Source organism: Streptomyces sp. NBC_01235 (assembly GCF_035989285.1).
GTDB lineage: Bacteria > Actinomycetota > Actinomycetes > Streptomycetales > Streptomycetaceae > Streptomyces.
Window position 1 is genome coordinate 412,096 of sequence record NZ_CP108513.1, and the last position, 26,158, is coordinate 438,253.

General features: G+C 72.3%; 22 protein-coding genes and 1 pseudogene. 15 read left to right on the plus strand and 8 right to left on the minus strand.

Annotated features, from left to right (window positions below; genetic code table 11):
* Nucleotides 1–489: 489 nt before the first annotated feature.
* The 6 genes from OG289_RS01770 (at nt 490) to OG289_RS49525 (ending at nt 5,763) form a co-directional block, all read left to right on the plus strand.
* The gene (locus OG289_RS01770) at nt 490–1,920 is read left to right on the plus strand and encodes an ATP-binding protein (RefSeq protein ID WP_327312222.1); all 1,431 of its coding nucleotides are present in this window, start codon (nt 490–492) and stop codon (nt 1,918–1,920) included.
* Nucleotides 1,917–2,339 carry a roadblock/LC7 domain-containing protein gene (locus OG289_RS01775; protein ID WP_327312223.1) on the plus strand — a complete coding sequence of 141 codons (423 nt, stop codon included), beginning with the start codon at nt 1,917–1,919 and terminating at the stop codon, nt 2,337–2,339. The genes OG289_RS01770 and OG289_RS01775 overlap by 4 nt, the downstream gene beginning before the upstream one ends.
* A complete protein-coding gene (locus OG289_RS01780) occupies nt 2,336–2,701 on the plus strand; it encodes a DUF742 domain-containing protein (protein WP_327312224.1) in 366 nt (121 codons plus the stop codon). The genes OG289_RS01775 and OG289_RS01780 overlap by 4 nt, the downstream gene beginning before the upstream one ends.
* Nucleotides 2,670–3,296, plus strand: coding sequence for a GTP-binding protein (locus OG289_RS01785; protein ID WP_327312225.1), 627 nt, complete (start codon nt 2,670–2,672; stop codon nt 3,294–3,296). Before OG289_RS01780 ends, OG289_RS01785 begins: the two co-directional genes overlap by 32 nt.
* Entirely contained in the window at nt 3,293–4,543 is a 1,251-nt protein-coding gene (locus tag OG289_RS01790) for a cytochrome P450 (RefSeq protein ID WP_327312226.1), read from the plus strand. Before OG289_RS01785 ends, OG289_RS01790 begins: the two co-directional genes overlap by 4 nt.
* A gap of 629 nt (nt 4,544–5,172) precedes the next feature.
* Complete coding sequence (locus tag OG289_RS49525; RefSeq protein ID WP_442819058.1) at nt 5,173–5,763, plus strand: cytochrome P450; 591 nt, start codon at nt 5,173–5,175, stop codon at nt 5,761–5,763.
* Nucleotides 5,764–5,881: 118 nt separating this feature from the next.
* On the opposite strand, the gene OG289_RS01800 is transcribed toward OG289_RS49525, so the two are convergent.
* Together OG289_RS01800 and OG289_RS01805 are read right to left on the minus strand one after the other, a co-directional pair.
* On the minus strand, nt 5,882–7,417 hold the full coding sequence (locus tag OG289_RS01800) for a helix-turn-helix domain-containing protein (RefSeq protein ID WP_327312228.1): 1,536 nt from the start codon (nt 7,415–7,417) through the stop codon (nt 5,882–5,884).
* A gap of 127 nt (nt 7,418–7,544) precedes the next feature.
* Nucleotides 7,545–8,169, minus strand: a pseudogene (locus tag OG289_RS01805) (MFS transporter); the annotation flags it as partial.
* Between the two features lie 171 nt (nt 8,170–8,340).
* Here OG289_RS01805 and OG289_RS01810 point away from each other — a divergent pair.
* The 3 genes from OG289_RS01810 (at nt 8,341) to OG289_RS01820 (ending at nt 11,208) form a co-directional block, all read left to right on the plus strand.
* A complete protein-coding gene (locus tag OG289_RS01810; protein WP_327312229.1) occupies nt 8,341–8,961 on the plus strand; it encodes an L-threonylcarbamoyladenylate synthase in 621 nt (206 codons plus the stop codon).
* A 135-nt stretch (nt 8,962–9,096) separates the two neighbouring features.
* The gene (locus OG289_RS01815; protein WP_327312230.1) at nt 9,097–9,852 is read left to right on the plus strand and encodes a dienelactone hydrolase family protein; all 756 of its coding nucleotides are present in this window, start codon (nt 9,097–9,099) and stop codon (nt 9,850–9,852) included.
* 171 nt (nt 9,853–10,023) lie between these two features.
* Nucleotides 10,024–11,208 (plus strand): glycoside hydrolase family 64 protein, encoded by a 1,185-nt coding sequence (locus OG289_RS01820; protein ID WP_327312231.1) that lies wholly within the window; start codon nt 10,024–10,026, stop codon nt 11,206–11,208.
* Nucleotides 11,209–11,274: 66 nt separating this feature from the next.
* On the opposite strand, the gene OG289_RS01825 is transcribed toward OG289_RS01820, so the two are convergent.
* On the minus strand, nt 11,275–13,680 hold the full coding sequence (locus tag OG289_RS01825) for a M4 family metallopeptidase (protein ID WP_327312232.1): 2,406 nt from the start codon (nt 13,678–13,680) through the stop codon (nt 11,275–11,277).
* A gap of 358 nt (nt 13,681–14,038) precedes the next feature.
* On the opposite strand from OG289_RS01825, the gene OG289_RS01830 reads away from it, so the two are divergent.
* The 3 genes from OG289_RS01830 to OG289_RS01840 all read left to right on the plus strand — a co-directional run bounded on the left by OG289_RS01830 (nt 14,039) and on the right by OG289_RS01840 (nt 17,637).
* Nucleotides 14,039–14,188, plus strand: coding sequence for a hypothetical protein (locus OG289_RS01830; protein WP_327312233.1), 150 nt, complete (start codon nt 14,039–14,041; stop codon nt 14,186–14,188).
* Nucleotides 14,189–15,029: 841 nt separating this feature from the next.
* Entirely contained in the window at nt 15,030–16,535 is a 1,506-nt protein-coding gene (locus OG289_RS01835; RefSeq protein ID WP_327312234.1) for a metallophosphoesterase family protein, read from the plus strand.
* A 67-nt stretch (nt 16,536–16,602) separates the two neighbouring features.
* Nucleotides 16,603–17,637: an LLM class flavin-dependent oxidoreductase gene (locus OG289_RS01840; RefSeq protein ID WP_327312235.1), complete on the plus strand. Its 1,035-nt coding sequence runs from the start codon at nt 16,603–16,605 to the stop codon at nt 17,635–17,637.
* Nucleotides 17,638–17,652: 15 nt separating this feature from the next.
* Here the strand turns inward: OG289_RS01840 and OG289_RS01845 are convergent, their stop codons facing one another.
* On the minus strand, nt 17,653–18,648 hold the full coding sequence (locus OG289_RS01845) for a TauD/TfdA dioxygenase family protein (protein ID WP_327312236.1): 996 nt from the start codon (nt 18,646–18,648) through the stop codon (nt 17,653–17,655).
* Nucleotides 18,649–18,764: 116 nt separating this feature from the next.
* Between OG289_RS01845 and OG289_RS01850 the strand changes: the two genes are divergently transcribed.
* The 3 genes from OG289_RS01850 (at nt 18,765) to OG289_RS01860 (ending at nt 21,881) form a co-directional block, all read left to right on the plus strand.
* Nucleotides 18,765–19,595 carry an aldo/keto reductase gene (locus tag OG289_RS01850; protein ID WP_327312237.1) on the plus strand — a complete coding sequence of 277 codons (831 nt, stop codon included), beginning with the start codon at nt 18,765–18,767 and terminating at the stop codon, nt 19,593–19,595.
* Between the two features lie 172 nt (nt 19,596–19,767).
* Nucleotides 19,768–21,339 (plus strand): eCIS core domain-containing protein, encoded by a 1,572-nt coding sequence (locus OG289_RS01855; RefSeq protein WP_442818859.1) that lies wholly within the window; start codon nt 19,768–19,770, stop codon nt 21,337–21,339.
* A 62-nt stretch (nt 21,340–21,401) separates the two neighbouring features.
* Nucleotides 21,402–21,881, plus strand: a complete 480-nt coding sequence (locus tag OG289_RS01860; protein WP_327312238.1) for a hypothetical protein — start codon at nt 21,402–21,404, stop codon at nt 21,879–21,881.
* A gap of 121 nt (nt 21,882–22,002) precedes the next feature.
* Here the strand turns inward: OG289_RS01860 and OG289_RS01865 are convergent, their stop codons facing one another.
* The 4 genes from OG289_RS01865 to OG289_RS01880 form a co-directional block, all read right to left on the minus strand.
* Nucleotides 22,003–24,360: an ATP-binding SpoIIE family protein phosphatase gene (locus OG289_RS01865; RefSeq protein ID WP_327312239.1), complete on the minus strand. Its 2,358-nt coding sequence runs from the start codon at nt 24,358–24,360 to the stop codon at nt 22,003–22,005.
* Between the two features lie 32 nt (nt 24,361–24,392).
* Nucleotides 24,393–24,860, minus strand: coding sequence for a peroxiredoxin (locus tag OG289_RS01870; RefSeq protein ID WP_327312240.1), 468 nt, complete (start codon nt 24,858–24,860; stop codon nt 24,393–24,395).
* A complete protein-coding gene (locus tag OG289_RS01875; RefSeq protein ID WP_327312241.1) occupies nt 24,857–25,255 on the minus strand; it encodes a DoxX family protein in 399 nt (132 codons plus the stop codon). The genes OG289_RS01870 and OG289_RS01875 overlap by 4 nt, the downstream gene beginning before the upstream one ends.
* Nucleotides 25,256–25,340: 85 nt before the next feature.
* The gene (locus OG289_RS01880; protein ID WP_327320555.1) at nt 25,341–26,147 is read right to left on the minus strand and encodes an AraC family transcriptional regulator; all 807 of its coding nucleotides are present in this window, start codon (nt 26,145–26,147) and stop codon (nt 25,341–25,343) included.
* Nucleotides 26,148–26,158: the final 11 nt, after the last annotated feature.

Here is a 26,158-nt window from a genome sequence, read left to right on the forward strand (position 1 = left end):
CAGCCGCGGTCGCGCCACTGCGCGACCAGCCGGGCGTAGATCGGCACCCGGCACCGGGGGCCGCCGGCCCACTGGGCGTGGAGAAGGCCGGACGGGCAGTCATTGCGGGGCGCCACGGGGGAAGGTCGGTCCACGCCGGGGCAACGGCGGGGCACAAGCGGTGGTACGCGCGGGCAGCGCGCGCTCACCGGGTCGGTTGAGCGCAGCCCCGTGAGGAGGCCTGGTCCCGTCCGATCGCAGGGCCGGCACATCCGGGCGTGCGCCAGCCCGACGATATGGCGATCCAACTCGCGTACCCCATAAGAACTTTCGGACAGTCGACGCAGAAGTGAACAGATACCGGGCACTTTCGGAGCGAAGTCTCGCTCAACCGCCCGGGATCGATCGATGACGGTGTGTACTGTGCTGCAAGTGCCTGGTTCGAACTCATCGGGCCCACCCCTGCCCTGAACTCCGTGACGACGCCCGACCCTCCCTGGAACCGAATCGATGATCGTATTACCGGACCTGGTGGCCGGTGGCCTGGCCGCCGGCACACTGTCCGCGCTCGCCCTCGGCGGCGGTCTGCTGCGGCTACGGCGGCAACAGGCCCGGCAGCGAGCGGAGATCGCCGCGCTGCGCACCCAGCTCGACGGCTCCTTGAGGTCGTTCACGGCAGAGGTCGAGCATCTGGCCACGCAGCGCGTGCCCGCCGCCGCCCGCCAGGTGGCGCATCCGCACCTGCGCGTGCCGGGCCCGCTCCAGCCGCTCACCACCGGCACCGCCCTGGGCATCGCCCTGGAGAACGTGGTGCTGGCACTGCAGTCCGAGGTGGCCGCCCAGCGCACGCGGGTCGACGCCGCGGCACAGGCCGGGATGCGGGGCGCCACCCGGGAGATCCAGGCGGCCCTGTACCGGCTTCAGGACGCCCTGCGCGGGCTGCAACAGCGCTACGACGACCCGGAGCTGACGCAGACCCTGTTCCGACTGGACCACGAGAACGAGCAGTCGCTGCGCCGCGCGCAGGTCGCCGCCGTGGTGTGCGGGGCCTGGGTCGGGCTGGCGCGCGAGGAGTCCCACCTGGTGGACGCGGTGACCGGCGGTCAGGCGCGGCTCGCGGGCTACCACCGGGTCAAGGTCCACAACCACCTGGAGGCCGGCACCGCCCTGGTCTCGCACGCCGTCGAGCCGGTGGCCATCATCGTCGCCGAGCTGCTCGACAACGCGCTCCGGCACTCCGCCCCGGACACCGACGTCGTGGTGAGCCTGGAGCACGTCCACCACGGGGCATGCGTCACGATCGACGACGCGGGTCTCGGCATGACACGGGACGAACGCGACCGCGCCCAGCGGCTGGTGGCCGGTGACGAGCTCATCCTGCTGACCGACCTGGGCGATCCGCCGCGCATGGGGCTGGCCGCGATCGGCCGTCTGACCCGCCAGTTCGACCTGAGCGTCGACGTGTCCTCGGCCTCCCCTTACGGCGGAGTGCGCGCGGTGCTGCGGGTCGACAGCCACCTCCTCAGCACCCTCGACCCGGCCGACCGGCCGCCGGCCGCGAGCGCCCCGCGCACGACGCGCAAGGCCGTGCCCGACCGGCCCGCGTCCGCGCCCGCCCACGCCCACGCCCACGCCCACGCCCACGCCCACGCGTACGGCACGGAGACCGGCGCCCCTGAGTCACCACCCGGGCATAGCGAGCCGCTGGACGCGGACGGCCTGCCGCAGCGCCGTCGCCGCACCCGTGCCGCCGTACCGGAAGAGACACCGGCGCGGCGGCCGGCGCGCCGCCCGGAGGAGGCCGCGGCCGCGCTCGGCGCGCTGCAGTCCGGCACGGCGGCGGCCCGCGCCGCGGCCGGGAACACCACCGAGGACGTCCACGCGGACGCCCCGGCCGACGACACCGACCAGACCGACAACGAAGGAGGCGCGGCCAGATGACCAGCCGCAACACGGGCGACACGGCATGGGTGCTGGACCCGATCCTGCAGGTGCCGCACGTGCTGGCCGCCGTCATGCTGACCCGGGACGGGCTCGTGACGGGGTACACCGACGCCCTGTCGCAGCCGTCGGCGGAGCGGGTGGCCGCCATCACCAGTACGGTGCAGGGGGCCTGCCGGACGGCGGCGGCCGCGTTCGCCGACCGGGAGCGGGCCGACGTACGGCAGATCGTCATCGAGTCCGACCACGGATACGTGCTGATCGTGCCGACCGACCACGGCACCTGCGTGGCCGCGTACGGCGACGGCGAGGTGCGTCTGGACCTGCTGGCCCACCGGGTGCACTCCCAGGTGGCGCGACTGGGCGAGAAGGCCATGGCGGCCGCGTCCCGAGGAGCCGACGACAACCCGCCGGCGTGACCGGCCGCCCGACGGGCCGGCCCCTGGTCCCCGCGTATCTGTCGACCGGCGGGGTGGCCCGGCCCAGCCGCCCCCATCTGGAGCGGCTGTCGGTGCTCGCCCGCAGCGACGAGCCGCTGCCCGCCGGGCTCCCCGCCGCCGAACTCGCCCTGCTGGACACGCTGGAGGGCGGCTCGCTGGCGGTGGTGGAGGCGGCGGCGCTGCTCCGGCTGCCGTTCTCCGCGGTGCGGGTGCTGGCGGCCGACCTCGTCGACCGGGACCTGGTCCTCGCCCGTGCGCCGATCCCACCCGCCGAACGGTTCGACCCCGACCTGTTGAAGAGAGTGGCCGATGGCCTCCGCGCCCTCAAGCACCGCACCTAGCGCCGGCGCACCCGGCGCCGTCCACCTGCCGGACACCGCCCGCGACCTGGTGAAGATCCTGGTCGCGGGGCCGTTCGGGGTGGGCAAGACGACCCTGATCGACTCGGTGTCCGAGATCCGGCCCCTGCACACCGAGGAGCAGCTCTCCGAGGCGTCCGCGCAGGTGGACGACCTGGCCGGGGTGCGGGAGAAGTCGACGACCACCGTCGCCATCGACTTCGGCCGGATCAGCCTGCCCGGTGAGGTCGTGCTGTACCTGTTCGGCACGCCCGGGCAGGAGCGCTTCCGCGCGCTGTGGGACGACATCGCCTACGGGGCGCTGGGGGCGCTCGTCCTCGTCGACAGCCGACGGCTCGACGCGTCGTTCGACGTGCTGGGCCTGGTGGAGGAGAGCGGACTGCCGTACGCGGTGGCCTTCAACGCCTTTCCCGACGCGCCCCGCCACTACGGCGAGGAGCAGCTGCGCCGGGCGCTGGACCTGGAGCCGGGAACGCCGATGGTGACGTGCGACGCGCGGGACGCGAACTCCTCGATCGACGCGCTGCTCGCGCTGGTCGACCATCTGATCGGCCGCGACCCCGTGGAGGCCCGGTGACCACCTATCCCCCGGACCGGCGTGACTTCTCCCGCTCCGCGCCCGTACGGCTGTGGGAGGACGGCTTCGCACCGGATCCGCACCGCTACTACAGCGCGCTGCGCGCCCAAGGTCCCATCGGATGGGCCGAGTTGGCGCCCGGGGTACCCGCGTACGTGGTCACCGACCGGCGGGCCGCGCTGGACGTGCTGCACGACGACGAGACGTTCTCGCACGACCCGCGCGCGTGGGAGGCGACCGTGCCCGTCGACTCGCCGGTACTCGGCATGATGCGCTGGCGGCCCAACGCCCTGTTCTCCGACGGCACGGACCACGTCCGGTACCGCACCACCCTCATCGACGTCTTCGACCTGGTGGAACCGCACGACCTGCGCGGGCGCGTGCACCGGGCGGTGCGGCTGCTGGCCGGGCGCATCGGTCCGCGGGGCGAGGCGGACCTGGTCGCGGACTTCTCGCGGCCCCTGATGGCGCTGGTGTTCAACGACCTGTTCGGGCTGCCGGACAGTCAGGGCGAGCGGCTCAACGAGGGCCTGGGCAAGATGATGGAGGGCGGCGCGCAGGCCGCCGAGGGCGAGGCGCAGTACGCCCAGTACGTGCTGGAGCTCATCGCGGCCAAGGCCGAGCGGCCCGGTGACGACCTGCCCAGCCGCCTGCTGGACCATCCGGCCCGGCTGACCCGCGAGGAGGTCACCTGGCAGGTGTTCCTGACCCTCGGCGCCGGGTACGAGCCGACGGCGAACCTGTTGTCCAACACTCTGTCGCGGATCCTGGGCAACTCGCTGTACTACTCCACCCTCACCAACGGCGCCCGCCCCGTCATGGACGCGGTGGTCGAGGTGCTGCACCACGAGACGCCGCTGGCGAACTACGGCATCTACTACGTCCGCGAGCCCGTGGCCTTCCACGGGGTGTGGCTGCGCGAGGCGGTGCCGGTGGTGGTGTCGTACGGGGCGCTCGGGCACTTCGCCGAGCAGCAGGTCACCAGTGGCCGCCATCCGAACGACGCCTCGCACCTGTCGTGGGGCGCCGGGGCACACGCCTGCCCGGCGAAGCAGCACACGCTGCTGATCGTCACCGAGGCGATCGAGCGGCTCACACAGTGGCTGCCCGACCTCGATCCCGTCGTGCCCCGCGAGCGGCTGTCCTGGCGGCCGGGTCCGTTCCACCGCTCGCTGACCGCACTGCCCGTCCGTTTCAGCCCCCGCTCCCCCGCTTCCTCCTCCGACCCCTCAGGAGTCCGTTCGTGACCGTGACCGACCGCATCGTCCTCGACCCGTTCGGCGCCGATGTGCACGCCGAGAGCGCCCGGCTGCGCGCCCTGGGCCCGATCGTGCCCGTCGAGCTGCCCGGCGGCATCCCGGCCTGGGCGCCCACCGGGTACGACACCCTCAAGGCGCTGATCCTGGACCCGCAGGTCAGCAAGGATCCCCGGCGGCACTGGAGGCAGTGGCCGGAACTCGTCGACCACCCGTCCTGGGGCTGGATCCTGGGCTGGGTCGGTGTGATCAACATGCTCTCCACGTACGGCGCCGACCACGCACGGCTGCGCAAACTGGTGGCGCCGAGCTTCACCCACCGGCGCACCGAGGCGTTGCGTGAGCGAGTGGAGGCGGTCACGGCGGAGCTGCTGGACACGCTCGACAAGGGCGACGACGCCGTCGATCTGAAGGCCGGCTTCGCCCACCCGCTGCCATTGCGGATCATCTGCGAACTCTTCGGTGTGCCGGAGGAGTTGCGGGAGGCCACCAGCCGGCTCATCGCGGCGATCATGGACACCTCCGATCCGAGCCCGGAACACGCCGCGTTCGTACAGGAGCAGATCGGCACGGTGCTGGGCTCGCTCATCGCCCACAAGAGCGAGCATCCCGGCGACGACATGACGACCGAGCTGATCCGGGTGCGTGACGAGGAGGGCGACCGGCTCAGCGACGAGGAGCTGCTGTACACGCTCCTGCTGGTCATCGGGGCCGGCTTCGAGACGACGGTGAACCTCATCGGGAACGCGGTGGTGGCGCTGTTGCGCGGCCCCGAGCAGCTCGCGGCCCTGCGGCGCGGCGAGCTCGGCTGGGACGCGGTCGTGGACGAGACGCTGCGGCTGTACCCGTCGATCGCCACGCTGCCGCTGCGGTTCGCGGTCAGCGACCTGAAGGTCGGTGATGTGACGATCCCCGCCGGAGACGCGATCATCACGACTTACGCGGCGGCGAACGTGGACCCGTCGCACTACGGGACGGAGGCGGAGGTGTTCGACGCGGCGCGCGCGACGGACGACCATCTGGCCTTCGGGATCGGGGTGCACCGGTGCATCGGGGCCCCGCTGGCCCGGATGGAGGCGCTGACGGCGCTGTCCGCGCTGTTCGACCGGTTCCCCGACCTGCGGCTGGACACCGAAGACGGAGAGCTGCGACAGGTGCCCTCGTTCATCGCGAGCGGCTGGCAGGAGATCCCCGTCCGGTTGCGGGGCTGAACGGGCGCGGCGGTGCGACCAGTCCCCCGTGCCGGTCGCACCCCCGCGGTTCCCCGAACCTACGTGCCTGGTGGCCGGTTGTGTATCGTGCCGGTGCCCGCTCGGGGGGCCGGATGGCTCACCTGTGCACAAGTGAGCCCGGATGGCCCGATTCCGCCCCTTGGACGGGTCCGTGCAGGTCGGGCTGGTTGAGGTCGCCGACCGCCAGATGGGCGAGGACGACCTCGTAGAGGTCACTGCCGGCGGCGAGGAGCTGGCGTTCCAGGACGGGTTCGGCACTGCGGACGTGTTCGCGCACGGTCTGCGCGTGCACGCCCAGCCGGTGGGCGGCTCGTTCGGAGTTGCCGCCGGCGGCGATCCAGGCGCGCAGGGTGCCGCGCAGGTCGCGGCCGTCGGTCTCGAGACGGGCCAGCAGGTCCTGCGCCCAGACGCGCAGCGCGGGCCCGGTGAGCAGCTCGCCGAGGCCGGCGGAGGCCGCCTCGGCGCCCGTGACGTCTTCCGCGATGCCGACCTGGGTGTTGAGGGCGAGGTGGACGGTGGCCCGGACGGTGAGGTCGGAGAAGTCGGTGCGCAGCAGGGTCTCGACGCGTTCCATGCGGGCGCGGACGGTGTTGCGGCTGACGCCGAGCACCTTCGCCGCGCTGACGGCCGTGAACTCCAGGCCGAGCCGGGTGGTGGCGAGGAGTTCGGCGCGGGTGTGGTGCGGGAGGGTGTCGAGGGGGCGCAGCAGACGGGTCGTCCAGGTGCGCAGGACCTCGGGGTCCATCAGCCGTTCGGGGTGGGTGCGTTCGGCGTAGACGGCCGTCTTGTCGGGACGGAAGCGGGCGACGGCGAGGGCGCTGACCGCCTGTCCGTAGGCGGTGGCGGTGCGGGCGAGGCTCTGGCGGGCGCTGCCGCCGAGGCACGCGCCCGGGTTGCGGTCGCACAGGCTACGCAGTTCACGGGCCGTGGCGTCGTCCGGGACGACGACGATGACGTGGCCGTCCATGGCGGGGCAGCGCACGACGAGGGCCTCGTCGTGGGTCGCCGCCAGGCAGGCCGCGGCGAGCCGGTCGCGTTCCTCGGGGCTGCTCTCGACGACGTAGACGCAGGCGGTGTCGGTGTCCAGCAGACCGGGCCACAGGCCGGCGGAGACGCGGCGGGCGGCGACGGTGTCCTCGACCATGAGCAGTTGCAGGATGGCAAGCCGCAGGTCGGCGGTGGCGCGGGCCAGGCGGTGTCCGGTCGCCGCGGTCTGCTGGGCCCGCAGGAGGAGTTCGAGGACGCCCACGGTGTGCGTGACGATGTCGGAGGTACGCCGGTCGAAGGGGCTCGTGCGGGTCACGGCGAGCACGCCGGCCGCGGCCGGGCGCGGCAGTTCGATCCTGATCAGGCGCACGAACCTGCCCTCGCCCTCCCAGGCGGCGGAGGCGAGGCGGCCGCCCGTGATGTCGGCGACCAGGCTCTCGTCCAGCGGGGTGAGCCGTCCGGCGAGGAAGGTGCCGGTGTCGTCGCACAGGGAGACGGTCGCCTCGGTCGTGGCCGCCAGCCAGTCGACGATTCTGCGGACGTCGCCTCCGGTGGGGCGCAGATGGTCGAGGAGTTCCCGCGCCCACGCCGAGTCGGCGCCGTCCGCCGGGTCGGTGTGGAGGTTCTCGTCGTCCGGGCCGGCCATCTCGGCGCTCTCCTCGTCCCTCACGGCCCGCGCGGGCCGAACCAGTCATATCGGTCGGGGACGTTACCTCACACGGCCCGGACGCTCCGCCCGCGGGACCGGGGTACCGCGGGCGGAGCCGTGGGGGTCAGTCGGAGGCGGCGGACTTCCCGATGCCGACGGCGGCCAGGACGGCTCCCCCGACACCGAGCAGGCCGGTGACCACGGACGCGGTGTGCTGCCCGTTCGTGAAGACCTGGCCGTTGCCCTCGACGACGGCCGCCCTGAGCCGCGCGGGCATGGCGTCCGAGACGGGTGCCACGCCCATCGCGACGGCGTCCGTGGCCTCCTTCAGACCTTCGGCGGTGGCGGTGGCGGTGGCGGTGGGGACGCCTGCCCGGGTGAGCTCGCCGCCGAGGGGGGAGCCGGCCCGTGCGCTGATCACGGAGACCGGGACGGAGGTGCTGAGGCCGCCGCCGATCTGCAGGATATTGGCCTGCAGTCCGCCGGCCACCCCACCGTCCCGCGCGGGCGCGTTGCCGACGAGGGCGTCGGAGGAGGCCGCCATCACCATGCCGGCCCCGAGGCCGCGCGCGACGAACGGCGGCCACATGGTGGCGTAGGAGGAGTCCGTGGACCAGGTGAGCAGGCCGAAGCGGACGCCGGCTCGCAGGGCCATGCCCAGCGGCATGCAGAAACGGGCGCGGAAACGGCCGGTGAGCGGGGAGGCGAGGCTGAGCGGGAGGGTGCGGACAACCGGCCTCGACGGGTGTGCGGAGCTCGGAGGCCACACGGGAGATGCCCCAGGAGGGTGCGCCGGTGTCGGACCTGTCAAGCAGATGAGGTATCCCGGCATGCCTATGCCGAACGAGGTGTCGGGCACCGGGAGACCGCGGCGAGGGTCCTGCACGGCCCTGCCCCGCGGCACGGCATAAGCTCAGCCAATGGCGAAGTACTACGACGTGCACCCCGACAACCCCCAGCCGCGCACCATCTCCCAGATCGCGGCCGCCATCCGGGCGGACGCGCTGATCGCGTACCCGACGGATTCCTGCTACGCGCTGGGCTGCCGCCTGGGCAGCAAGGACGGCATCGACCGGATCCGGGCCATCCGCGACCTGGACGACCGGCACCACTTCACCCTCGTCTGCCAGGATTTCGCGCAGCTCGGCCAGTTCGTGCGGGTGGACAAGGACGTGTTCCGCGCGATCAAGGCATCGACGCCCGGCAGCTACACCTTCATCCTCCCGGCGACGAAGGAGGTGCCGCGCATGCTCCAGCACCCGAAGAAGAAGACGGTGGGCGTGCGCATCCCGGACCACGTCGTCACCCAGGCCCTGCTCGCCGAGCTCGGTGAACCCCTGCTGTCCAGCACCCTGTTGCTGCCCGGCGAGGACGAGCCGATGACCCAGGGCTGGGAGATCAAGGACCAGCTCGACCACGTGGTGGACGGGGTGGTCGACTCCGGGGACTGCGGCACCGAGCCGACGACGGTCATCGACTTCTCCGACGGCGAGGCGGAGATCGTGCGGCACGGGGCCGGCGACACCTCGCGGTTCGAGTAACTCCCCTGCCACCAGGGGTTCTTCCTTGGGCCGGGGGTCCTCGCAGGCGGTTCGGCGGGCATGCAACGATGATCGCGGGCCGGCCCGGCCGGACCGGTCGAGTGCTCGTCACGAACCGCACAGAGAGGCACCCCCATGACCTCCGTACAGGGAACACCCGTGGACATCCCCACCGAGGACGGCATCGCGGACGCCTACCTCGCACATCCGGGTGACGAGACACCCCGGCCGGGTGTACTGCTGTACCAGGACGCCTTCGGACTGCGTCCGCACCTCAAGGCGATGGCCGACCGGCTCGCCGGGGCGGGCTACGCGGTGCTGGTCCCCAACGTGTTCTACCGGCACGGGCGCGCCCCGGTCGTGGAGTTGCCCGAGTTCATCGACCCCGTCGCGCGTCCGGAGATCTTCGGCAGTCTGATGCCGTTCGTCCAGTCCCTCACCAACGACCTGGCCGTGCGGGACGCCGCAGCGTACCTGCGCTGGCTGGAGGAGAGCCCACTGGTCGCGGACGGGCCGGTGGCGCTCACCGGGTACTGCATGGGCGCCCGGCTCGCCCTGCTGACCGCCGGCGCCCACCCGGAGCGGGTCGCGGCGGCGGCCGGCTTCCACGGCGCGCGGCTCGCGACCGACGCGCCGGACAGCCCGCACCTGGTGGCGGGCCGCGTCACCGCCGAGCTGTACTTCGGGCACGCCGACAACGACCACTCGATGCCGCCCGAGCAGATCCAGCTGCTGGAGGACACCCTCACCGCGGCCGGGGTGCGGCACACCTGCGAGGTCTATGAAGGCGCCCACCACGGCTACACGCAGGCCGACACCTCCGCGTACGGCGAGGAGGCCGCGGAGCGGCACTGGGCTGCGCTGCTGGACCTGCTGAAGCGGACGTTCTGACCCCGAGGGCATCACAGGGGCGCCCGCGGCACGCCGTATGCCGTGGGCGCCCTCTTTCGTTCACGTCATTGACATGAGCACACCCCGATGTCACGTTGAGAGCGCTCTCACAGAGGTCCGGACCAACCCCCACAGGCCTGCCCCACAGGCCTCCCCGCACGGAGGTGGAGAGTGCTCACCAAAATCAGCACGGCACTGCTCACAGCGGTCGCCCTCGTCGGCGCGCTGCTCACCCTCGGACCGCCGGCCGCGGCCGCCGTCCCCGACACCGTCCCTCTGAAGATCACCAACAACTCGGGCCGTGGCGACGCCCTGTACGTCTACGACCTCGGCACCCTCCTGACGACAGGGCAACAGGGCTGGGCGGACGCGAACGGCACCTTCCACGCGTGGCCCGCCGGCGGCACCCCGCCCACACCGGCGCCCGACGCGTCGATCGCGGGACCGGCCGCCGGACAGTCCGCCACGATCCGCATCCCGAAGTTCTCGGGCCGGATCTACTTCTCGTACGGACAGAGGCTCGACTTCAGGCTGACCACCGGCGGGCTGGTGCAGCCGGCCGTGCAGAACCCGAGCGACCCGAACCGGAACATCCTGTTCAACTGGTCGGAGTACACGCTCAACGACTCCGGGCTGTGGCTGAACAGCACCCAGGTCGACATGTTCTCCGCGCCGTACGCGGTCGGCGTTCAGCGCGCCGACGGGAGCACGGTGAGCACCGGGCATCTCAAGGCGGGCGGCTACAACGGGTTCTTCTCCGCCCTGCGCGGTCGGCCCGGCGGCTGGGCGAACCTGATCCAGAGCCGGTCCGACGGGACCGTGCTGCGGGCTCTCTCCCCGTTGTACGGGGTGGAGACCGGGTCCCTGCCGACGAACGTCATGGACGACTACGTCGACCGCGTCTGGCAGAAGTACGCCACGACGGCCCTGACCGTGACTCCGTTCGCCGATCAGCCGGGCGCCAGGTACTACGGCCGGGTCTCGGGCGGCGTCCTGAACTTCACCGACGCCTCCGGCGCGTTGGTCACCAGCTTCCAGAAGCCGGACGCGGCCAGCGTCTTCGGCTGCCACAAGCTGCTGGACGCCCCGAACGACGCCGTGCGCGGGCCGATCTCCCGCACCCTGTGCGCGGGCTTCAACCGGTCGACGCTGCTGGTCAACCCGAACCAGCCGGACACCACGACGGCGAACTTCTACCAGGACGCGGTGACCAACCAGTACGCGCGCGAGATCCACGCCCAGATGGCGGACGGGAAGGCGTACGCGTTCGCCTTCGACGACGTCGGGCAGCAGGAGTCCCTCGTCCACGACGGCGCGCCGCGCCAGGCGTACCTCACGCTCGACCCGCTGAACTGAGCGGACACGACGACGTCCCGCACGCGGAGGGAGCCCGCGTGCGGGACGTCGGTCGAGCGGGGCGGATCAGCCGGTCGTGACGGCGGTGTCGTCGATGACGAAGCTGGTCTGGAGCGAGGTGTCCTCGACGCCGGAGAACTTCAGGGCGACGGTGCTGCCCGCGAAGGACCCGAGACTGAAGGACTTCTGGACGTAGCCGGAGGCCGCGTTGAGGTTGGAGTACGTGGCCAGGGTGGTCGACCCGGCGGTGACCGTCAGCTTGTCGTACTGCGTGCTGGTGCTGGTCTCGGCCGTGTCGACGTGGAGGTAGAAGGTGAACGTGGTGTTGGTGCAGCCGCTCGGGATCGTCACCGACTGCGAGAGCGTGTCGGTGTGGGTCGATCCGTAGCCGTCGAGCCAGGCCTTGTACGAGCCGGTGCGGGCCGCCTGGCTGCTGGAGTTGGTGATGACACCGCTGGACGCGGTCCAGGTGGTGTTGCCCGACTCGAAGCCCGCGTTGCCCAGGAGCTGCGTCGCGGTGCAGGAGCCGCCGCCCCCGGAGGAGCTGACCGTCCAGGTGAAGGCCGCGGTGCCGGTGGCGCCGGTCGAGTCGGTCACCGTGACGGTGGTGCTGTAGGAGCCGGCCGTGGTCGGCGTCCCGGATATCACTCCGGTGGAGCTGCTGATCGACAGGCCGGTGGGCAGTCCGGTCGCGGCGTACGTCAGGGAGCCGCTGTTGGTGCTGCTGGCGGAGATCTGCAGGGTCACCGCGGTGCCGACCGTGGCGGTCTGGCTGCCCGGGTTGGTGACCGTGACACCCGTCGACGGGACCGTGATGTGGCTGCCGACGTTGATGCCGGCAAAGGCGTTGCCGACACCGGCGTACTGCGCGGAGCTGGAGCCGTACAGCGCCGCGGCCGCGCTGAGGGCGGCCGTGCGGGCGCCCGCGTAGTTGGTGGTGGACGTCATGTACGTCGTCAGCGCCTTGTACCAGATCTGCAGCGCCGCGGCCCGGCCGATGCCCGCGACGGCGACACCGTCGGAGGTCGGGCTGTTGTAGGTGACGCCGTTGATGGTCTTGCTGCCGCTGCCCTCGGAGAGCAGGTAGAACATGTGGTTCGCCGGGCCCGAGGAGTAGTGCACGTCCAGGTTGCCGACGCCGGAGTACCAGCTGTCGGCGGAGCCGCCGTCCTGGCTGGGCTTGTCCATGTAGCGCAGCGGGGTGCCGTCGCCGTTGATGTCGATCTTCTCGCCGATGAGGTAGTCGCCGACGTCCGAGGAGTTGTTGGCGTAGAACTCCACTCCGGTGCCGAAGATGTCGGAGGTGGCCTCGTTGAGACCGCCCGACTCACCCGTGTAGTTCAGGCCCGCGGTGTTGGAGGTGACGCCGTGGCTCATCTCGTGGCCGGCCACGTCCAGCGAGGTGAGGGCGTGGGTGCTGCTGGTGCCGTCGCCGTACGTCATGCAGAAGCAGTCGTCGTCCCAGAAGGCGTTGACGTACGCCGTGCTGTAGTGGACGCGCGAGTAGGCGGCGACGCCGTCGTTCTTGATGCCGCTGCGGCCGAACGTGTTCTTGTAGAAGTCCCAGGTCGTCTGGGCGCCGTAGGCGGCGTCCGCGCCGGCGGTCTGGGTGTTGGAGCCGGAGCCGGTGCCCCAGGTGTCGTCCGTGTCGGTCATCAGGGTGCCGGTGCCCGACGTGCCGTTGTTGAGGCTGTAGGTCTTGTGACCGCCACGCGTGGTGTCGTACAGCTGGTAGGTCGACCCGGACAGAGTCGTGGAGAGGCTGACCGTGCCGCTGTACTGCGTGTTGCCGGTGCCGGTCTCGACGCCCTCGTACTGGGAGAGCTTCGCGCCGGTGACGGCGTCGGTGATGACGTGCAGCTTGCTCGGCGTTCCGTCGTCCTGGAGACCGCTGACGACCGTCTCCCAGGCGAGCTTGGGCGTGCCCTCGCCGGCCCAGATCACCTTGCGGGCGCTCTGCGCGGCGGGGTCCTTCGCGTCCAGCGCCTTGGCTGCCGTGAGGGCCTTGGTCTCGGCGGCCGCCTTGCCGTAGGTGGCGGTCGTGGACTTGACCGAGACGGTCCGGCGGTTGTTGTTGAAGGTGGTGCTCACCGTGCCGGCGGCCAGGGAGGCCGGGGGCGTGTGCACGACCAGGTCGCCGCCGAGGACGGGCAGCCCGGCGTAGGTGCGCTCGTAGCGCGTGTGCACGGTGCCGTCGTTGTCCTTCACGACGTCCTTGACGACCAGCTTCTCCTGGGCACCCAGGCCCAGGGAGTCGGCCGTCTGCGTCGTCTTCGCCTCGGCGCTCTTGATCAGCGTCGTGCGCTGGGCGGGCGTGAGGTCGGCGGGCAGGCCGCCGGTGCGCAGGGGGCTGGGGTGGGGGGCCGCGGGCAGCGCGGTCGCCGGAACCGTCTGGACACCGAGGGCCACGAGGGCGGCGGTGGAGAGCAGGGCCGCGCCGACCGTGGTGCGCTTGCGGGGGTTGGGTCTCACTCGTTCTCCTACTGCGGCGGCCGCGGGGTACGGCCGGTGACAGACCGGGCAGACGGGTGTGCTGTCCGGGACGAGCTGAGTTGTGCGGGACCGAAATTGTGTGAAGGCAACATGCTGCTGGTGTGCGGCAGTTGGGAGGAAGAATGGCAGGATTGTCAGTTGCATGTCAGCACGACAGGGGTGCTTCAAGGGTTATCCCTCGGTGCCGGACGGGCTCGGCGCCACCGCGCCCGGCCCGACTGTGAATGACCTGTGCGTCGACTGTCCGACAGGGTGATGGGAGGCCCAAAGGCCCCGGAACAGGCCCGGGCGATGTCGAGCTCGGCGGCGGCGAGGTCTCCCTGGCTCGGCCGACTCCATGAAGCCCATGTGGGCCAAGATCGGCGTCGCGGCGGGCGACGTCGGTGGCCAGGCCTTCGCCCTGGGCCTGGTGGACGAGGTGGCGACGCACCTGCTTCACCGAGTCCGCCGCCAGTGCCGTCGGCGGCGGGCCCGCCGGGAGACTTGACCCACGGCTTCCGGGAAACGCTTGCCTTCACCGCTCTCTCACCCGACGGAGAGCCGGTCGAGATCGACCTGCGACCCGGCGGGCTGCTCGTCTTCGACCACGGCGTCCATGGCGTCATTCCCGCACGTGTCGAGACCGTCGAGCCACCACGTGTCCTCTCCTGGCGGTGCCCGCAAGGGGCCGCCGGCGAAGAGCCGGACGACAGCAACGCCACCCTGGTCGAGTTCACGCTGACCCGAGACGACTCCACCGGAGGCAGCCGACTCACCCTTGTCGAGAGCGGCTTCGCGCGCCTCGGCCTGCCGGCCGACGAGGCCGCCGACCGTCTCCGCGCCTGTCCGCGCTGTGAGAGGTGCTCGGCGATCCGGTCCTGGTCGTACAGCACGAGGTCGGTGGCGTCGACGACCACGGCTCCGTCCTCCTCCTCCGGCACCGGCGCGCTTCACACGACCGACCGTGCGAACGACTCCTCGCGGGCGCGTACGGCGGCGCTGTCACCGCCGGCGAGGAAGTGCTTGTCGGGTATGGCGAGCAGCACCCGGCGGCCGGCCCGGCGGAACTCCGCGAGCCGCGCCTTGCCCGCCCGGCCCCGGTCCAGCTGGAGTGCGCTGGAGCCGAGGCCGGGGAGAGGGAGACGGTCGGCAGGAAGGGCTCGTCGATGCGGCGGATACCCAACAGCAGGCGGTCCTGGGGGTGTTCGGGGTCCGGGTCGGGGACGAGGTCCAGGAAGGCACTGTCGGAGGTCATGCACCCGCCTCCTTCGCCCGGCGGCCGGCCGGACGACCATCATCGCCGGTCACCCGCCCGCGGCCACGCTCTGGATCATTGCTACGGTGCACCGGTGTCTGACTCCTCACGCGATACCGCCGAAGGCGCCGGCTGGGGCGACGCCGACCGAGGCGCGTACCAACAGCTCATGCCGGGCCGGGTCGAGAAGATTTCGTGGCTGAATCCCCGGACGCTGTGGGCCGCCCGCAACGGCGTGCTGGCCTCCTGGTTCGGCGACCCGACGGGCCGGACGCGCGGCCGCCTGGTGGCGCAGCGCGCGGCGGCCGGCGCACCCGCCGACAAGGTGATCCGGCGTACGGACCCGGACACCTTCTCCTTCATGGTCATCGGCGACACGGGCGAGGGCGACGATCCCCAGTACGCCGTCGTGCCGGGCTTTCTGAGGGTGAGTCGGGGCACGTCGTTCGCCGTCGTCGCCAGTGACGTCATCTATCCGGTCGGCAGCGCCGCCGACTACGACACCAAGTTCTTCCGCCCGTACCGCGACTACCGGGCCCCCATATACGCGATACCGGGCAACCACGACTGGTACGAGGACCTCGGCGCGTTCATGCGGGTCTTCTGCGGCGACGCCCCGCCCCTGCCCACCGAGCCCGCGCCGCGCCCTCTCACCCGGGCCTGGCTGCGCTCCCTGCTGTGGCACCGGCCGCGCGCGGGCGACGCCGAACGCCTGGCCGAGGCAAGCGAGTTGAGGTCCGATCCGGTCCAACAGGCCGTGCAGCCGGGGCCGTACTGGGCGATCGACACCGGCCCGGTGCGGATCATAGGCATCGACACCGGGCTGCTGGGCACGCTCGACGCCGGACAGGGCGCGTGGCTGCGCGAGGTGTCCCGGGGCCCGCGGCCGAAGATCCTCATAACCGGCTCACCCCTGTACGTCGACGGCGAGCACCACCCGTGCCCCATCGAAGGGGGCGGCACCGTGGACGACATCGTCAGCGCGCCCGAGCACCGCTACGTGGCGGCGATCGGCGGCGACATCCACAACTACCAGCGCTACCCGGTGCGTCTGGCGGACGGCCGGACCCTGCAGTACGTGGTCTCGGGCGGCGGGGGCGCGTTCATGCACGCCACGCACACCATCCCCCGCGTGTCCGTCGCCGGCGTCACCGAGCAGGACTTCCGCTGCTATCCGCTGCGCGGCGACTCCCTCGCCTTCTACAGCCGGCTCTACGGGCGCCGGCTGCGGCTGCGCCGCTTCTTCGCCCTCACCGAGGCCGAGGGCCAGGCGGTCGTCGCCGAGCGGCTGGGCATCGGACCGACCCGGACGCCGGGCCCGGAGGTCCGGGTGACTCGGCGGATCCGGCTGATCGCCGGACTGCTGGGCACCGGAAGCCGCCCGGACCGCCGCAGACGGTTCCGGCTGCCCGTGCGCAAGATCTACACCCAGCTGTTCTCGCCGAGCTCGGCGACGTACAGTCCGCCGTTCTTCAAGTGCTTCCTGCGGCTGGACGTCACGCCGGAGTCGGTCCGGCTGCGCTGCTACGCGGCCACCGGCAACCTCGCGCAGGAGCTGAACCCGCCGGTCGAGGACGAGGTCACCATCCCGCTCGGCTGAGGCCACCTGCGACAATCGGTGGGGACCTGCTGTACGACCGTACGTGCCGCGAACCATGGAGGAGTCCGTGTCGCCGACCTCACGCCCCTTGCGCAAGCTGGGCTTCCTCACCATCGGGCTGTTCGACGGGGACGACCCGGGCCGGGGACACGAGACCACCCTGGAGATCATCGAGCTGGGCGAACGGCTCGGCTTCGACAGCGCGTGGGTGCGCCACCGCCACCTGCAGTACGGCATCTCCTCCCCCGTCGCCGTGCTGGCGGCGGCCTCGCAGCGAACCCGCCGCATCGAGCTCGGCACCGCGGTCGTCCCGCTGGGCTGGGAGAACCCGCTGCGCCTCGCGGAGGACCTGGCGACGGTCGACATCCTCTCCGGGGGCCGGCTCAACCCGGGAGTGAGCGTCGGCCCGCCGATGCACTACGACCAGGTCAAGGAGGCCCTGTACCCGGACACGTCCGGCGCGGAGGACTTCGGCTACGAGCGGGTGCGGCGGCTGCTGGACTTCGTGCGCGGCAAACCGGCGACGGACTTCAGCGGGGTCGAGGGGTTCGAGGTCTTCTCCGACCGGGTGCAGCCGCACTCCCTGGGCCTCGGCCGCCGTCTGTGGTACGGCGGGGGCAGCCTGAACTCGGCCGAGTGGGCGGGGGAGCACGGCATGAACTTCCTCACCAGCAGCGTCGTCAAGGCCGAAGGGCCGGACGACACAAGGGACTTCGCCGAGGTACAGCTCTCCCACATCCGCGCCTTCCGCGCCGCCCACCCCGACGGCGACTCCGCCCGCGTCTCCCAGGGTCTCGTGGTCATCCCCACCGACTCCGCCTCGCCCGAACAGCGCGCGAAGTACGAGGAGTTCGCGGCCAAGCGGCTGCCCCGTACGAGGACCCCGCAGGGTCCGGCGCGGCTGCTGTTCGCCCCGGACCTGGTGGGCACCTCGGACGAGATCGCCGAACGTCTGCACGCCCACGCCGCGTTCCGTGAGATCGACGAGGTCGCCTTCGCCCTGCCGTTCACCTTCGAGCACGAGGACTACGTGCAGATCCTGACCGACATGGCGGCGAAACTGGGTCCGGCACTGGGATGGCGGCCCGCCTCCGGAAGCTGAGGACGCCGAGAATCTTCACCAGCGGCCCGGCTCGGTTCCCGTCACCGGCTCCGACGGCCTGCCGTCCGCCCCGACGGGGACATCGCCGGTGAGCATCACCCGGTGCATGGTGCGGGGGAAGCCGAGGTGGGCGTTGTCGCTCGGGGCGAGGTGGATGGTGGCCCGGTTGTCCCAGAAGGCCACGCTGCCGGGTTCCCAGCGGAAGCGGACCGTGTACTCGGGGCGGGTCGCCTGCGCGAGAAGCATGTCCAGGATCGCCGCGCTTTCCGCCCGCGACAGGCCGGTGATCTGCTCGACGTAGTAGCCGTTGACGTACAGCACGCGCTCGCCCGTCTCGGGGTGGACGCGTACCAGAGGATGCACCGAGGCGACCTGGTGGTCGAGGAGGTGGCGGACGTACGCGTCGTCGCCGGGGCGGGGCTGGTAGCCGACGCCGAGCCGGTGCTCGGCACGCAGCCCGGCCACGAACTCCCGTACGGGCGCGGAGAGTCCGGCGTAGGCGGCTGCCAGGTTGGACCACGTCGTGTCGCCGCCGTAGGGCGGCACCGTCTCGGCGCGCAGGATCGTCGCGGCCGGCGGGTCGACGCGGGCGCCGTGGTCGCAGTGCCAGCCGCGCAGCAGGGTGTGGCGGCGGCGCCGCAGCCACTCCTCGTGCTCCATGCCGAACTTTCCGCCCAGTTCCAGCCGGTCGGCGGTCGTCTCGATCTCCGGGAAGTCCGGCGGCGAGGCGCTGCCGCGCCTGCGCAGCACGACGGGTTCGCCGAACCGTCGCGCGAACGCCACATGCCCGGCGTGGTCGAGGCGCTGGCCGCGGAAGAACACCACCTTCCAGCGCAGCACCGCCGCCCTGATCACGGCGACCTGGGCGGCGTCGAGGCCGGCGGCCACATCGACGCCGCCGATCTCGGCGCCGATGTGCCCGGCGACCGGCTTCACCTCCACTCCGGCCGCCCGCGCGGCCTCCTCGGCCGTGGGGTCGTCGAAGTCGGTCGCCGGGCTGTGGGTCGTCATGCGCGCTCCGCTCGTCGTCACTCGTCCGACCCCACCCCTGCCCGGGTGTCCGGTTGATCAATCCGCCCCCTGTCCCTGAGGCTGGGAGGACGACACAGTCGAGGGAAGGCCTCATCGTGATCAACATCCCGGAGCACACGCTCAACGACGGCACGAAGCTCCCGGCCCTGGGCCTGGGCACCTGGCCGATGGACGACGCGGAGGCGGAGGAGGCGGTGGCCGGGGCGCTCGGCCTGGGCTACCGGCTGCTCGACACGGCGACGAACTACCGCAACGAGACCGGGGTCGGCCGCGGGGTGGCCCGTGGCGGGGTGGCGCGCGAGGAGATCGTGGTGACCACGAAGCTGCCCGGCCGCCACCACGGCTACGAGGAGACCCTCGCCTCCTTCGAGGAGTCCCGCCGCCGGCTCGGTCTCGAGTACGTGGACCTGTACCTGATCCACTGGCCGCTCCCCCGGGTCGACAAGTTCGTCGACTCCTGGCGGGCCATGATCAAGCTCCGCGAGGACGGCCTGATCCGCTCGATCGGGGTCTCCAACTTCACCGCCGAGCACATCGAACGGCTGGAGAAGGAAACGGGCGTGCTGCCGTCCGTCAACCAGATCGAGCTGCACCCGCTCTTCCCGCAGGACGAGCTGCGCGCCTTCCACGAGGCCAAGGGCGTCCGCACCGAGAGCTGGAGCCCGCTGGGCCGCGGCTCGGCGCTCCTGGACGACCCGGCCGTCGTCTCCGTCGCCGAGGCGCTCGGCGTGACTCCCGGCCAGGTCGTGCTGCGCTGGCACGTCCAGCTCGGCGCGGTCCCCATCCCGAAGTCGTCCAGCCCCGAACGGCAGCGCGCCAACCTCGACGTCTTCGGCTTCGAACTCGGCCCGGCCCAGCTGGCGGCGATCACGGCGCGGACACCCGAGCGCCTGGGCGGGGACCCCGAGGTGCACGAGGAGTTCTGAGCCGGCGCGGGGCTGAGCACAGCGCTGAGCGCGCCCTCGGGTATCCGTCGGGCGCCTGGCCGCCAGGATCCTGTCCGTCGGGGCAGCGGAGTCTGCCCCTGCGTTCCTGTACACGCCCTGCAGTCGGCCGATATGCAGAGGTGTACCGTCTCGCCCGCTTGGAAGGCACCTCGTGCGCACACCGCAGCCCAGCAGGACTCCCGACGGCTCGACCCGTCGGGGACCGGCGACCCCGGCGAAGGCCGGCGGGCCACTTCACCGGCTCCTCGCCCTTCAGCGCGCCGTGGGCAACGCCGCCGTGGTGCAGATGCTCCGCGAGGAAGGGCACCCCTTCGCTCCGGCGTCCCCAGCGCAGGAGCGGCACCAGCACGGCCCGGGCTGCGGGCATCAGAACGCCGCGGGGGGCGGGGCCGCTCCCGTGCAGCGCTCGGCCGTCCACGATGTGCTGCGCAGCGGCGGCCGGCCGCTGGACGACGCGACCCGCGGCGACATGGAGAGCCGTCTCGGCGCGGACTTCTCCGACGTGCGCATCCACACCGACGCCGCGGCCAAGGCCTCCGCGTCCGAGATCGGCGCGCGGGCCTACACCTCGGGCAACCATGTCGTCCTCGGCGACGGCGGGGGCGACAAGCACACCCTGGCGCACGAGTTGACCCATGTCATCCAACAGCGCCAGGGACCCGTGGCCGGCGCGGACAACGGTTCCGGGCTGCGGGTGTCGGATCCGTCGGACCGCTTCGAGCGGGAGGCGGAGGCCAACGCGACCCGGGTCATGCGCGCTCCGGCACGGGCGAGCACACCCGCGGCCGGGGAGGGCCCGGCCGCCCCGCAGCCCGGCGCCGCACGGTCGGAACCCGAGCAGCCGTTCGTCCAGCGCGCGCTGAACACCACCGCGGTGCCGACCGCCAGCAGGCACGAGGCGGTGCAGGACAGCCAGGGCCGGGCCGTCAGGTCCGAGATGCTCAACGACGGTTCCCTGCAGGGGAGCACGCCGTCGGCGGATCCCCCCGGCTACGACTACATCCGCTCCCTGAACCTGACCAGTCAGTGGATCCGCTTCCATCTGGTCAACGAGAAGGCGGGCGGCCCGGGCACCGCGAACAACCTGGTGCCGGCGGCGCAGTCGGACAACCAGAACTACGAGAAGGGCATCGAGAAGGACCTCAAGAACGACGTGACGGCCGCGTCCGCGACGCCCGGAGCCTATGTCTACTTCGGCGTCCAGGTGCACTACAACCATCCGGCGCCCGCCCAGGGCAGCGCGAGCCAGCTGAACTCCGCCCATGCCTTCCCCTCCACCCTGGACATCACCCACAGGCTGTACGACCCGGCCGCGGGCTGGCAGGACGGAAAGCACAACGGCGTCACCTTCACCTTCCAGGTGGGCCAGCCCGCGGACAGCCGGGTCGCCCGGGCGATCAGCGGCATCGACCTGACCATTCTGCGGCAGTACACCGGCTTCCCCCCGAGCTCCTCCGTCTGGGACGCCGCCGACCTCGCCTTCCTGAAGGACATCGCCGCGGGCGGCAACCGCAACCCGGAGTTCGTCGCGCTCACGGCGAACTACGGGGGCACGCTGAGCGAGCGGATCTACCACGCGTTCTCCGCGATCCCGTTCTCGCCGCCCCGGACGGGTGGACGCGCCGCGGCGAGCAAGGGCGCCACGACGTTCGCCGTGCGCATCGGGAACGAGGCCGCGCTGGAGATGCTGGCCACCAACATGGGCACCGGGATGCTGACCTGAGACCGGGTCGGTCCCGCAGCCGCCCGTACTGTTCGTCGAGCACCTCTCAGCAGGAGTCCCGGATGTCGAGTCTTTGGAATGCCACGGTCGAGGAGATCGCCGGTGCGACCGTCACCCTCCGTCTCACCGTGATCCACCCGGATGCCGGTGACCCGCCGGAGAACGCCGCCTTCGCCGCCCGGCTCCTCGCCGACGGTCTGGAGCGGGCGGCCGGCGCGACGGAGCGGGCGAGCGCACTCGACTCCCGTGCCGACTCCGGCACGGCCGACGAGGCGGTCGCCGCGGTCTCGGTGACCGAGCGCCGCAACTTCCCCTTCAGGGAGCACGCGGCCAAGGAGCGCATCACGGCCGCCCTGCGGGATCGCGGTCTGGACCCCGACGACACGTCCGCCTGGGAGGCCGCCTTCCAGACCGAGTGGCGTGCGCTGTGGCAGGACCCGTCCCGCACCCCCCGGGCCACGCTGACGGTCCGGCTGCGTGAAGCCGACCTCCTGGACGGCCTCACCACCGGAGACAGCTGGGAGTCGGCCGCCTACGGTTGAGCCCCCGGGCGGGCCCCGCGTTCGCGGAAAGTCCTCGCATGCGTACCCTGCTCCGCGCCGCCGCCCTCCCCGGCCTCCGTCCACGCGACCCCGCCGGGTCCCGGGGTGCCCGGTCGAGTGATCACTCGGGCTCCAACGACTGCTCCGCCCAGATCGTCTTGCCCCGGCCCGTCTGCCGGCTGCCCCAGCGCTGGGTGAGCTGCGCGACGAGCAGCAGGCCGCGCCCGCCCTCGTCGAAGGCGTGGGCGCGGCGCAGGTGGGGGGAGGTGGAACTGCCGTCGGACACCTCGCAGATGAGGGTGCGGTCGCGGATCAGGCGTAGCTGGATGGGGGGTGCGCCGTAGCGGATGGCGTTGGTGACGAGTTCACTGACGACGAGTTCGGTGACGAACGCGGCCTCTTCCAGGCCCCACGCGGCCAATTGCTCGGTGGCGGCCTGCCGGGTGGCGGCCACGTGGGCGGGGTCCGGGGTGACGTCCCAGGTGGCGATCTGGTCCGCGCCGAGGGCCCGGGTCCGGGCGAGCAGCAGGGCGACGTCGTCGCCGGGTTCCTCCGGCAGGACGGCCTTGAGCACGGTGTCGCAGAGCGCGTCGAGGGTGGCGGCGGGTGCGGTCAGGGCGCTGCACAGTTCGCCGGTGGCGCGGTCGACGTCGCGGTCGCGGTCCTCGATCAGGCCGTCCGTGTAGAGGGCGACGACGGATCCCTCGGGCAGTTCCAGTTCGGTGGCCTCGAAGGGCAGTCCGCCGACGCCGAGCGGGGGCCCGGGGGTCAGGGCGACGAGGCGTGCGGTGCCGTCGGGCAGGACGAGGGCCGGTGCGGGGTGGCCGGCGGCGGCGAGGGTGAGCCGGCGGCTGACGGGGTCGTAGACGGCGTAGAGGCAGGTGGCGCCCAGCTCGGCGACCTCCTCGTCGCCGTCGTCGTGGGCCGCCAGATGGGTGACGAGGTCGTCGAGGTGGGTGAGGAGTTCGTCGGGTGGCAGATCCACGTCGGCGAGGGTGCGGACGGCCGTGCAGAGCCGCCCCATGGTCGCCGAGGAGGGGATGCCGTGTCCGACGACGTCACCGACGACGAGGGCGACCCGGCTGCCGGAGAGCGGGATGACGTCGAACCAGTCGCCGCCGATGCCCGCCGTGGAGCCGCTGGGCAGATAGCGGTGGGCGACCTCGACGGCCGCCTGTCCGGGCAGCCCTCGGGGCAGCAGGTTGTGCTGGAGGGCGAGCGCGGTGGTGCGTTCGCGGGCGAAGCGGCGGGCGTTGTCGATGCAGACGGCGGCCCGGCTGGCGAGTTCCTCGGCGAAGACGGCGTCGTCGGCCTCGTAGTCGTCCGGGTGGGCGATCCGGATGCCGACGGCGACGCCCAGGGTCGTGCCGCGGGCCCGCAGGGGCGCCGCGATCATCGAGTGGACTCCGTGGCGGTAGCGGCGTCCCTCGGGGGAACGGGCGTCGCGCGCGGCGAACCAGCGCATGAAGTCCGGTTCGCCCGCCTGGCTGAGGATCGCACGGCCCTCCCGCAGGGCGCGGGCGGGCGCGCTGTACGGCGGGTGGACGTCGGTGTCGCCGAGGTGGACGCCCGCCTCGGGGGTGCCCTCGCGGACGGAGCCGTGGGCGACGTGGCGCAGCGTGATCTCCCCGTTGGGCACCGCGGGCGGTTCGTCCGCGCCGAGGACCCAGTCGAGGAGGTCGACGCTGGCGAAGTCGGCGAACTGCGGCACGAGGAGTTCGATCACTTCCTCGGCGGTGCGCACCACGTCCAGGGTGGTGCCGATGGAGGCCGCCGCCTCGTTCAGCAGGGCGAGGCGCCGGCGGGCCAGGTACTGCTCCGTGCTGTCGAAGGCCGCGAGGGCCACGCCGGTCACCGCTCCGGAGTCGTCGCGCACCGGCCACATCTCGGTGCTCCAGGAGTGCTCCCGGTTGAGGGACGGGGCGCCGGTGAAGCTCTCGTATCGGGCCGGGCGGCCGGTCTCGGCCACGTGGCGCAGGTGCCAGTTGAAGCCGCGGCTGTGCTCGGCGTCCTCGACGGTATCGGGGAAGTGGCGGCCCAGCAGTACGTCCTCGGACACGCCCATGACCTGGCAGGCGACCTCGTTCAGGCGCAGATAGCGCTGCCGGGGGTCGAAGACCGACATCGACATGGAGGCCTGTTGGAAGGCCCGGCCGGCCAGTGTCGGTTCCGGCGCCGTGGGCTGCTGGGCACTGAGCGTGAAGCCGGTGGGCGTGCCCCCGGGGCCGAGCAGGGGGCAGGCCGTCACGGTGAGGACGACCGGGTGGCCGTCGCGGTGCCGTACGACGACGGGGCCGGTCCACGGGCCGTCCGTCGGCGGCGGACGTCCGCCCGCCCCCGGATCGTCCGCGAGCAGGTCGGTCACGACCCGCCCCACGGCCTCCTCGGCCGCATGGCCCGTCAGCAGACGGGCGCCCTCGCTCCAGCCCGTCACGATGCCTCGAGCATCGATGACCGCCGCAGCGACGACATGCTCCATGTCGTCCAGAATGGTCCCTTTGACCCGTCGGCTCAACCGCGACGGGCGCGCAGCACGTCCAGGGCGCGGTCGGCGTGGGTGTTCATGCGCAGTTCGCTGCGCACGACCTCCAGGACGGTGCGGTCCTGCCCTATGACGAAGGTGACCCGCTTGTTGGGCGCCAGGGAGAAGCCGCGCTTCACGCCGAACCGTTCCCGCACCGCCCCGTCGGCGTCGGACAGCAGCGGCATGCCGAGCGTGTGCCGGCCGGCGAACTCCTGCTGGCGGTCGACGGAGTCCCCGCTGATGCCGACGGGCTGGGCGCCGACGGCGGAGAACTCGGCGGCCAGGTCACGGAAGTGGCAGGCCTCGGCGGTGCAGCCCGGGGTCAGGGCGGCGGGGTAGAAGAAGAGGACCACCGGTCCGTCGGCGAGCAGGTCCGTCAGACTGCGCACCGTGCCGGTCTCGTCCGGCAGTGCGAAGTCCTCGACGAGGTCGCCGGTCTCCAGAGCCTTGGTCATGCCCGTCCCTCCATGGTGTTCGCGATGTCGGTGCTGTCGGCGACGCTGCGGGCCCACAGCACGAGGGGTACCTGCAGGGGAAGGCGGCCGACGGCGGCCGCCTTGAGCGGGGTCGGGCGGTGGCGCCAGTCCCACGCCATCTTGACGTTGGCGGGGAAGACGCCGACGAAGAACGCCGCCGTCGCCAGCGCGGCCGTCCTCCGGGTCCGGGGCAGGGCCACTCCCGCCGCCAGCGCCAGCTCGGCGACGCCGCTGGCGTACGTCCAGGTCCTCGGCGAGCCCGGCAGTGCGCGCGGGACGGTCGCGTCGAACGGGCGGGGCGCGGCGAAATGCGCGATCCCCGAGGCGGCCAGCAGACCCGCCAGCAGCAGGGGTGAGCGTTCGGACCGGGGCACGGTTCCTCCTCTGATGACCTGGCGCCCGAGATTACTGGAGGGTAGACGGGGGGCCGGAGGCGGGGTGCGCACCCGGGGGCGCCCCTCAACTCGCGGAAGGTGCACCGTGGTTGTCCGCCGTCGGGGTCGCGTCCGCGTCCGAGCCCTGGGCACGCCGCTGGTGCCGGCCCGGGGTGTACCCGTACGCCCGGCGGAACACGTCGATGAACGCGCTGGCGGAGGACCAGCCGCAGCGGTGGGCGACCGTGGTGACGGGGGTGTCGTCGGCCAGCAGGCGCAGGGCGTGGTAGAGGCGGGACTGGGTGCGCCACTGGGGGAAGGTCATGCCGAACTCGCGGCGGAAGAGGCGGCTGAGGGTGCGTTCGCCGGTGCCGCTCCGGGCGCCGAGGGCGGCCAGGGTGCGCTGGTCGGCCGGGTTCGCGTGGACGAGTGCGCAGACCGCGGCGAGCCGGGGGTCGACGGGGGTGGGCAGCCGCATCGGCTGCTGCGGGGAGGCGCGCAGCTGGTCGCGCAGGACGGCGAGCAGGCGGGCGCGCTCGGGGCTCGTGTCCTGGGGGGCGCGGGTGTAGGCGAGGATCAGCTCGCGCAGGAGCGGGCTGACGGAGAGGACGGTCGGGGCGTCCAGGCCGAGCGGGTTGTCGTCGGCGGGCAGGCCGACCAGGTGCAGGTCGAGGTGGCCGTAGGCCCGGTGCGCGTGGGCGGTACCGGCGGGCACCCACAGGGCGCGGGTGCCGGGTGCGAACCAGGTGCCGGCGTCGGTGGTGACGGCCAGGACTCCGGAGCCCGCGTAGACGATCTGGTGATCGTCGTGCCGGTGCGCGTCGATGCGCTCGCCGGCGGCCAGCGGCTGGGCGCGGGTGGGTGCCTTCGGGGCGTGGCGGATCTGGCGGATGTTCGGCACAA